Source organism: Paraburkholderia humisilvae (genome assembly GCF_902859855.1).
Taxonomy (GTDB): domain Bacteria; phylum Pseudomonadota; class Gammaproteobacteria; order Burkholderiales; family Burkholderiaceae; genus Paraburkholderia; species Paraburkholderia humisilvae.
Window position 1 is genome coordinate 1 of the sequence record NZ_CADIKH010000129.1, and the last position, 8,600, is coordinate 8,600.

General features: G+C 62.7%; 11 protein-coding genes and 2 pseudogenes. 4 read left to right on the top strand and 9 right to left on the bottom strand.

The window, feature by feature from the left end:
* The 9 genes and pseudogenes from HV796_RS38790 to HV796_RS38825 all read right to left on the bottom strand — a co-directional run.
* Nucleotides 1–326 (bottom strand): transposase (locus HV796_RS38790; protein ID WP_484555922.1); only part of this gene is annotated, 326 nt, incomplete at its 3' end.
* 157 nt (nt 327–483) lie between these two features.
* Complete coding sequence (locus HV796_RS38795; protein WP_175233090.1) at nt 484–867, bottom strand: hypothetical protein; 384 nt, start codon at nt 865–867, stop codon at nt 484–486.
* 190 nt (nt 868–1,057) lie between these two features.
* On the bottom strand, nt 1,058–1,351 hold the full coding sequence (locus HV796_RS44790) for a hypothetical protein (protein WP_246356316.1): 294 nt from the start codon (nt 1,349–1,351) through the stop codon (nt 1,058–1,060).
* A 538-nt stretch (nt 1,352–1,889) separates the two neighbouring features.
* Nucleotides 1,890–2,189 carry a hypothetical protein gene (locus HV796_RS44795; RefSeq protein WP_246356317.1) on the bottom strand — a complete coding sequence of 100 codons (300 nt, stop codon included), beginning with the start codon at nt 2,187–2,189 and terminating at the stop codon, nt 1,890–1,892.
* Nucleotides 2,190–2,280: 91 nt separating this feature from the next.
* On the bottom strand, nt 2,281–3,153 hold the full coding sequence (locus HV796_RS38805; RefSeq protein WP_175233091.1) for a hypothetical protein: 873 nt from the start codon (nt 3,151–3,153) through the stop codon (nt 2,281–2,283).
* Between the two features lie 144 nt (nt 3,154–3,297).
* Nucleotides 3,298–3,576 carry a type II toxin-antitoxin system RelE/ParE family toxin gene (locus tag HV796_RS38810; protein WP_343053080.1) on the bottom strand — a complete coding sequence of 93 codons (279 nt, stop codon included), beginning with the start codon at nt 3,574–3,576 and terminating at the stop codon, nt 3,298–3,300.
* 39 nt (nt 3,577–3,615) lie between these two features.
* Nucleotides 3,616–3,885 carry a type II toxin-antitoxin system ParD family antitoxin gene (locus HV796_RS38815; protein WP_175233092.1) on the bottom strand — a complete coding sequence of 90 codons (270 nt, stop codon included), beginning with the start codon at nt 3,883–3,885 and terminating at the stop codon, nt 3,616–3,618.
* A gap of 300 nt (nt 3,886–4,185) precedes the next feature.
* A pseudogene (locus HV796_RS45735) lies at nt 4,186–4,476 on the bottom strand (SET domain-containing protein-lysine N-methyltransferase); the annotation flags it as partial.
* Complete coding sequence (locus tag HV796_RS38825) at nt 4,383–5,417, bottom strand: DNA-binding protein (protein WP_175233093.1); 1,035 nt, start codon at nt 5,415–5,417, stop codon at nt 4,383–4,385. The gene HV796_RS38825 and the pseudogene HV796_RS45735, both read right to left, overlap by 94 nt.
* Before the next feature lie 157 nt (nt 5,418–5,574).
* Here HV796_RS38825 and HV796_RS38830 point away from each other — a divergent pair, with 157 nt between their 5' ends.
* The 4 genes and pseudogenes from HV796_RS38830 to HV796_RS38845 all read left to right on the top strand — a co-directional run.
* Nucleotides 5,575–6,753 carry a tyrosine-type recombinase/integrase gene (locus tag HV796_RS38830; protein ID WP_175233094.1) on the top strand — a complete coding sequence of 393 codons (1,179 nt, stop codon included), beginning with the start codon at nt 5,575–5,577 and terminating at the stop codon, nt 6,751–6,753.
* A 588-nt stretch (nt 6,754–7,341) separates the two neighbouring features.
* Nucleotides 7,342–7,596 (top strand): antitoxin, encoded by a 255-nt coding sequence (locus HV796_RS38835; RefSeq protein ID WP_175233095.1) that lies wholly within the window; start codon nt 7,342–7,344, stop codon nt 7,594–7,596.
* The gene (locus HV796_RS38840; RefSeq protein WP_175233096.1) at nt 7,593–7,916 is read left to right on the top strand and encodes a type II toxin-antitoxin system RelE/ParE family toxin; all 324 of its coding nucleotides are present in this window, start codon (nt 7,593–7,595) and stop codon (nt 7,914–7,916) included. The genes HV796_RS38835 and HV796_RS38840 overlap by 4 nt, the downstream gene beginning before the upstream one ends.
* A gap of 281 nt (nt 7,917–8,197) precedes the next feature.
* A pseudogene (locus HV796_RS38845) lies at nt 8,198–8,470 on the top strand (IS6 family transposase); the annotation flags it as partial.
* Nucleotides 8,471–8,600: the final 130 nt, after the last annotated feature.

Sequence of the window (8,600 nt, forward strand, 5' to 3'; positions counted from 1 at the left end):
GAAAGTCGCCGGGGGCCGGGCGCTCCGCGCCCGGCAAACCACAAAAGAAGAGAAGAGGGAAAGCGAAACGACAACAATCCGTCGGGTAACATTCCTTCGTGAGGCAACACGCAGGTAGCCATGGTTGTCGCTCCCTGCCGTTCAGCCGTGGTGAGCCCGTCATGACGCACTCCGGCGTCACGATCGGCCTGCGCCACACAGTTGTAGATGGTCTGCGCGCTCGGCTCGAATTCCTTTTCCAGATCTTCCGGCCTGCGTCCGGCCCTCACCAGCTCGATCATGTGCGCCCGGAACTCCTCCGGGTACGGGATACGATGCTTGCCCATTTCGACACTCCTCCTTCTGTTCAAAAGGATAGGTGTCCGTTTTCGCGGGTCAATCTCAGATTCAATCCCAGTTCGCGCGCCATCTGGATATGAGCATGGCTCAATCTGAAACGCTGCCTCGCCTCAAACCACGGCTGAAGTTTCGATGGTATCGGCACTATCGCTCACCTCCGCGCCAGCTCGCGGCGGTCAATCGCTCCACAGCCGCGTAGTAACGCGCCTGCGAAGTCGCAGCATCGTCGTTCTGATCCGTCTTCAAAATATCAAACAGATGTTCTGCGACGACTGAGCCGATCGCGTGAACCTCGTCGTGTCGCGTAAGCCCTTCTTTCCCGAGGCGATCCATCGCCTGAACCACGGGCTCAAGGTTCAGGGCGATCTGGTTTTCGACGACCGCGTGTAGCGCAGCGTGTGCCGTGACGTTGGGAAGCTTGATCCGGGCGACGCGGTGATACGTTTCGACGAGTAAAATTCGCTCCTGCTCGTCAAGCTCAAGCCATGACTCAGGTTCGGGTACGCGTTCGGGGTTGTACTCTTCCATGATGCAAGTCCTGTACCGATTCTGCCTATCATAAAACTACCGTCTCCAGTTGCGTTGCGCTTCAGTCCAGTCATTCGCGGCAAAACGGGTGCTGGTTCCGTACGACTGGAAGCGATCCGTTGACAACGACCCGCCGGGCCTCGGGCGTGCAGAAACCGTCCATGCTGTGGCCAGGATGCATCTCGCGACGTTACACCGCCCAATGATGCGCCAGTACCGTGGCGACGAACGAGTGCCCCGGAAAGTCCGCAAACTGCGCCCTCAGACGCTTGTTGAGCTCGTCGCATTCCATGCCGGTGGCAACGGCCGCATCCGCCAGCGCACCGTAGGCATCCAGCACATCGCTCCCCGTGATTTCATACCCGAAGCCTGCGGCCATCCAGTGCAACGCTGCCGTGCCACAGGCCATCGCGAATTCGGGCCTGCGTTGCGCGAAATCGCGTGCGGCCCGCGTCAGGGTTCGCGGGTCGGTGGGGCCGCGCATCGCAAGCGACGCCGCCAGATCGAGCAGGCCGGCGTCTTTCGCGGCGGCGAACCATTTCCCTTCCGCGCCGGGACTGCTGGCGACGAGATCGTGGAGGATGCTGTCGGGACTCCCTATCCGGATATTTTTTCGCGATGGCGCGGAATGTTGCGAGATGCGTGGCGGCCTGATTGGCCTCGATTGCGTAGCGCCGATATGCCTCGTCCATCATGCTCGACGACAGAAGGATCACTTCGTATTTGCGGGCGATGGCGGAAGTGCGCGCGTTCAGCCCCCCTCGACGCTTCCGCGTAACGCAGTGCTTCAATGCGATCAGTGCATCCACCCCGTACTGGCGATACTCCCACCAGTTCAGGCGCGCGCCATTCACGAGAGCGAGTAGTTCCTCATGGCGCCGGGCGGCATTGAGCGCGCTCAGGCAGGCGGTGGTACCCGCGAAATGTTCTCCCAGTCCTTCAGCGCCCATCATGCGCGCTGTAGTCGGCAACAGCCGGTCTGCCCATGCTGACGCAATGGCAGGCGACGCGCACAGATCACCTCAGCGGTCGCCCAGCTGTTCGATATACGGCATCGGGTCGTCCTGGAGCGTATCAAACGGGCGTTCCAGCCAACGCATCCGGACCGGAGCGGGCACGTCCACCCCGGCGATGACCGGCACAAGCGCGTCGATTGCGCAATTCACGACGGTGCCCATTGCCCCCGAAGAGCTGTCTACGTGTTCAAGCGCCGGCGAAAGCTTTTCGAGCAAAGCGACCGCGCCGTCCGCGGCGAGAACAGGGGCGGCGCGGGCGATCTGCCGGATCTCCGCCAGCGCTTCTTTCAGACGCTGGATCGGCAACGCGGATTTCCAGCCGAAGGCGCCACGCCGGAACTGCGTGGCGAAAGCTCATTTGTGAGAGGTTGTGCGTGTCATGCTCCGGGGTGCCAGGTCAGCGCGTCTTCATATAGACGGCGTACAGCGCCGTGTTGAGCGCCTGCAGTTCGCGCCGGGTTTCAAGCAGTTCGTGATGCCGGCCCTGACGCTCCAGACTGAGTAACCGGAGCATCACCTTCGTCGCCCGCTCGGGTACATTACGTCGCGAAGGCTCTGCCTGTTTGAACAGCGGCGCGAGGCCGGTCTTTTCCGTGAGTACCCACGCCGGAAACCATGCGAGATCGTCAATGTCGCCGGCGCCGTCGAACGACGTATCGAAGTTACGCCGCAACGTATTGACACACGCGTCGCCAAGCCGGCTCAAAAGCTGGTCAAACCGGGATGGAGAAAGCCACGCAAGTTCCACCAGCAATGGCCAGGCCGCGTCCAGGCCATCGAGCCGGTAACGTGCCTCCGTCATCCAGCAAAGCGGCGCTGGAATCCGTCGCCAGGACGCGATGCGCGATATCGCATCGAAGGCCTCGGTCCACCGCGCAGCAAGCAGGAAGAGCGGCGCCGCGTGCGCATCCGCGTGGTCCGCACGGAAAGGCAGCGCAGCGGCGCGCCCGGCCAGTTCTGCCCAGAGGGGTGCGAGCCAGGTCGCCCCACTCTGCCTCGGGAACAGATGCGCGACTGCGGGCTGGACTTCGTGATATAACGCTTGGCGAGCCTGCAGGGCGGCTTCGTGACGGTCAAACGGTACCGTCGATCGGCCCTCGAGAGCATTGACGATCGGACCGAAATACACCTGGGCAACATCGTCTGGATACTCGTTCGCAAGGGTCTGCAGCGCGCGCCGGGCGCCCGCAGCATCGTACCGCTGCAAGGCTGACAGGACGTCATTGCGCAGCATCACGTCACGGCTGTCGTTGAAAATGTCGAGCTGCATCCGTCGGATTCAGAACAGTTGGCTGGTCGGACTGATGAGATTATTCCATTTCACTGCGCTTCTCAATTTCCTGCCTTACTCGTCGAGCGACTCGACGATTGTGCGCCGACCGCTCGCGTCGGTGACCACGGTGCGGATGCGTCATCAATGGTCGTGTTCCGTCGGGTCTGCGAAAGATGGTTCCCGGGCCTGTCCGCCGTAGAACACGCCAACGATTGACACCATCTCGGGATCCACAAGGTAAGCAATGACCACGCGCTGCCGGTAGTGGGTCACGCGCACGCCAGATAACAGATCATCGCGCGGGACGCCGCGCTCAGGGAACGTCTGCAGGCGCAGGCAGAAATTCACGATGGCGTCCACGAAGCGAACCGCCGTGACGGGCGAACCCGCTTCAATGATGAACCCGTTCCATGTCTTCAAGCTGGTCCCGCGCTTCCGGGGCAAACTGCACCCGGTAGGTCATGCGGCGCCCGAGCTCTTTTTCGCCAGGTGAGCGCGCACCTGCTCGGGCGTGAGCGCGCGCGCTGGCTCCGCGCGCAACGCTGCGGCCGCAGGCACCACCTCGTCGCGCAGCCAGGCCTCGATGGCCCTGTCGCGGGCCGCGAGGGTGCGTAGCCCGTCGCGGATCACCTCGCTTTCAGAAGCATATTCGCCGCTGGCGACCTTGGTGCGGATGAGCTCGGCCATCTCGTTGGGCAGGGTAATGCTGAACTGCTGGGTGGTACGCATGGCGCTCTCCAAGCTGACAGGATTTAATCCTACTCTGTCGACGGCGTGCTGGCAAGGCGCGCCGGCCTTGCACAGATGACGATAGCGGCTGCGCGCGACGGGACGGCGCCCAGCTTGCCGGGTCTTCTGGCGCCAATTCATTTCGAAGGAAAAACGGGATGCGTCTGTCAGGGGCGAGCTTGATATCCGCTCGCCAGGGGTCAGGATCGAACCGGTACACCGCTTCGTCCCACAGTGGCAGGAATAGTCGGCGACCAATTCGGGCGTAATCGCTCCATCGATAGTCAGTCCGTAGGCGATAGAAAGCTCCTCGCCCGGCATCACGTCTGTGAGCGTCTCGATGAAAACCCGCCCCCGCTCGTCCTCGATCGCCTCGCAGTTCGGCTGGCAGGAGTGGTTCAGCCAGCGGGCGCTATTGCCCCCAGCGGAAGCGCAGTCCGGCGAGAAGATATATATCAGCCATGTACCCGTTTCCCTGGTGGCGAGTACCTTTGCGCTTATACCGTTTTTTTGCGCCGCGTTGCTGCTTTGGCTGTCGGCACCGTGCGAGACGAACGGGTCGCCCGTGGTGCCTTCCGGACTCCAGCCGATGCGGACGACGCCAGGGGTTCCCGTGCACGCGTTTCCGCTTCCCGCAGCGTCGTCATCTCGGTCTGCAACCGCAGGTTCTCCGTCTGAACAGCGTCAAACCGCCCCTGCAGCATGCCAGCCTGATGACGCGCGTCGCCCAGCTGCGCCTGTATGGCTTCAATCGCACGGCGATGGTCGGCGTCCTTGTGGTCCGCGCGACGCATGGCTTCGTCCAGCTCCTTCTGTAGCTTCGCCGCAGTACTGCGCTCACGATCGATCTCAAGCAGGGCACGCTTTTCGGAAGCCCGGAGGCGGTCTTCGGCGCGTTCCGCAGCTTCGCGTTGCTTCCCCAGATCGCGCGAAAACCCTTCCCGCACCTCCATGAGCTCACTATCCCTCGCAGCCAAGGCCGCATTGAGCCGCGCCAGTTCCGCGTCCAGTGCCTGGCGCTGCGCGTGGCCTTCGGCCTGCGCCTTATCCAGATCGCGGATCTCGACCTGTGCGGCGAGCAGGGCAACCGTACGCTGCCCAAGCGCCGACTCGGTACGCGCCAGATCCGCCTGCAGGGTAGCGACCGAGGCCTCTGCGGCGAGCCTGGCGGCTTCCACCTCATCGCGCAGGGACGTGAGCGCATCCTGCGCCGTGGCGGCGGCGCGCTGCCAGAGGGTGGCCACCAGCTCGCCAGCGGCATCACGCAGTTCCTCGGGCAGCCCGGCGTGCTCGATGCGCACGCGGCTTTTCTCGCGCAGCCCGGCCCAGAATGCGGCCAGCACCGCCACCGGCGTGCTCATGCTGCCGCGCCGCACCAGCTGGTAGAGGCGGTTCGCCGTCGGCGTGACGCCGTGCCGGAAGAACAGCAGCGCGCAGACCTCGCGGTAGAGCTCGCGCGTCACCGGAAACGCGGCCTTCAGGCGCTCGATTTCGGCGCGCAGGCCGACTTCGTCGGGGATCAGGTCGGGCATGGGTCGTCGGGAGCAGTGATCCTGATGAATATTACAACGTAAACCGGTTATTTTCTACTTCGCCGGATATGAATTTTGACATTAATCCTATAATGTGATATTTATGGGGTGCAGTGTGACAATCACCGCGTGACACCCACGGCCAACTGGGAACCCGATGAAAACTGCACTGATCGCCCCGCGCCCGCTCGACACCCTCGACCTGCCCGATGAGCTCGACGGCCGCACCGGCGTGAACCGCGCCACCGGCCGCCGCCAGATCAGCGCCGATGACGATCTCGCGGCCGTGCGGGCGTGGCTGGCCCGGGTCGCCGACACCCCGACCACGTTCGAAAACTATCGCAAGGAAGCCGAACGCCTGCTGCTCTGGTCGCTCGTCCAGCCCGGCAAGCCGCTGTCGTCGCTCACGCACGAGGATCTGCTCGCCTACCAGCGCTTCCTCGCCGATCCGCAGCCGCGCGGGCGCTGGGTCGCGGGCGGCCGAAAGTTTCCGCGTGAGGATCCGCGCTGGCGCCCGTTTCACGGGCCGCTCGCCACCAGCAGCCAGCGCCAGGCCATGGTGATCCTCAACGCCCTCTTCTCGTGGCTCGTCGGGGCCGGCTATCTCGCCGGCAACCCGCTGTCACTCTCGCGCCAGCGCGCGCGCCGGGCGGCGCCGCGCATCACGCGCTTTCTGGAGCGTGACCTGTGGCAGGAGGTCAAGGTCCACATCGACTCGCTGCCCCGCGAGACGGACCGCGAGCGCGAACGCGAGCGTTACTGGCGTGCGCGGTGGCTGTTCACCCTGCTCTACCTGGGCGGCCTGCGCATTTCGGAGGTCAGCGGCAACACGATGGGGCGCTTCTTCTGCCGCCGCGACGCCGACGGGCACGGGCGCTGGTGGCTCGACGTGCCCGGCAAAGGCGACAGGGAGCGGCTCGTGCCCGCCTCCGCCGAGATGATGGTCGAGCTGGGCCGCTACCGGCGCGAACGTGGCCTGCCCGTACTGCCCGCCCCGCATGAGGACACGCCGCTCGTGCTGCCTCTCGGAAAATCCATGAAGCCGCTCACGCGCGCCGCGCTGCACACCATCGTCAAGGGCATCTTCGCCGGCGCCGCCGGAAAACTGCGCCTGCGCGGTGACGAATACGTCGCCCGTGCGGCCCAGCTCGAGCGGGCGTCCGCGCACTGGCCGCGCCACAGCGCGGGCTCCCACATGGCCGACGGTGACGTCGATCTGCGGCTCATCCGTGACAACCTCGGCCACGCGTCGCTCACCACCACGAGCCTTTACCTGCATGCCGATGACGACCAGCGGCATCGGGAAACCGAACAAAAACACCGCATCGCCTGGTAGCGCCAGCTGGCACCGAGTCGACCGGTGACTCCCGCCCGCTGGCAACCCGGGGAGCCGGTTAAGGATGCCCATCACCAGAAGGCGGCCCGGAAAAGTCGACGGTCGCTGCGGCATGCGAAATGCTTTCCGAAGCGAAACGCGCAAACGTCCGCCCCTGTGCCTGCGTTGCTACAGAGCGGCCTTGTTCAGCAGGGTCCCTTGCGCGGCGATCGTGGGTCCGGCGGGAAGAGCCCGGTGATCGATTGGACTGGAATGCTTTCATGCCTTTCAAGGCGAGACTGAAGACGGGTGAGCCAAGCAGGTGGCCGAAGCGGAACTACGCGGTAACCAACGCGCACTATAGACTGGCTGGCGAATCGCAGATTCGCCTTTGGTTCTGAAAAGATCAATCTCAGTATATAAGGCCGAATATGGATCAACTGCCACAATGGATTGCTGTGCCTTCGAACGCATACCGGCGTTGGCAGGAAACCGACGCTAGCGCCGGGCAGACAAACCGCCGTTTGACGGACAGGCAAGAAGACCGTTACCAGAACCCCACATTTGTGCTAATGTGGGGTTCTGGAAATTAACCGCAAGGGTGATCACGTGAGCCGCCTGACTATCGACCTGTCCGACCAGCAGCATCAAAGCCTGAAGGCACTTGCGGCCTTGCAGGGCAAGACTATTAAACAATACGCAATCGAACGCCTGTTTCCGACCGACGCATCCATCGATCAGGCATGGCAGGAACTAAAAACCCTCCTGGAAACGCGCATCAACGATGGGCTTAAGGGGAAGGTATCTGCCAAAACCATTGACGAAATACTCGATGACGAATTAGGCGAGGGTCGCCGCGATTGAGCCCAGACTACGTTCTGACGGAAGCGGCCGAAGCCGACATGCGCGGTATCATCCGCTACACACGCAAACAATGGGGCGACGCGCAAGTGCGACGCTATATCGCCAGGCTAGAACGAGGCATTGCCAGCCTTGCAGCCCGCAAAGGGCTGTTCAAGGACATGAGCGTGGTCTATCCGGCATTGCGCATGGCTCACTACCAGCATCACTATGTTTTTTGCCTCCCGCGTGAGAACGCGCCCGCATTGATTGTGGCGATTTTCCATGAGCGAATGGACTTGATGGTGCGTCTCGCGGAAAGATTGAGTGAAGGAGAAGGCTGATTGCGAACAGCCATTTATCGCTGAAAGCCACAGGTTTGATCCTCGATCCGCCAGCGCAGTCCGGGTAAATCGGCGAAAGGAGGCGAGTCGTCATGAAAGCCCCGCCGCTGCCTTCCGGCCGCACCCGCGGCTTAAGCTTCATCGTCCCCTAGGACTGGACGCCCGAACAGGCGCTCGACGTGTTTGAACTACCCGACGACCTGCGTGAAGTGATTGGCTCTGGTGCAAATATGCTCGGCGAATCGGATAAAGTAGCGAGCCTATCAAACGGGTAGCCGGTGATGATCAAGCGCAAGGGGCTGGAGGGGTTGTTCGATGGGCGGCATTTTGATCGGGAAATCATCATCCTGTGTGTTCGCTGGTACCTGCGCTACAAGCTGAGCCTGCGCGATCTGGTCGAGATGATGGCCGAACGGGGTTTGTCGCTGGCTCACACGACCATCCTTCGCTGGGTGAGGCGTTATACGCCTGAGTTCGTCAAACGCTGGAACCGCTTTGCTACAGCCGTGGGTCGTTCGTGGCGTGTCGACGAGACCTACCTGAAGAGGTCTGGTGCAATTAGATAAGCGAGTTGGTCGGGTAGCCCGATCCTCTTACGAAGATCGGGCCCCCCGAGAACCGTACGTGCGAGTTTCCCCGCATACGGCTCAAATCTACAAAACAAACAAAGTCCCGTCTTATGAC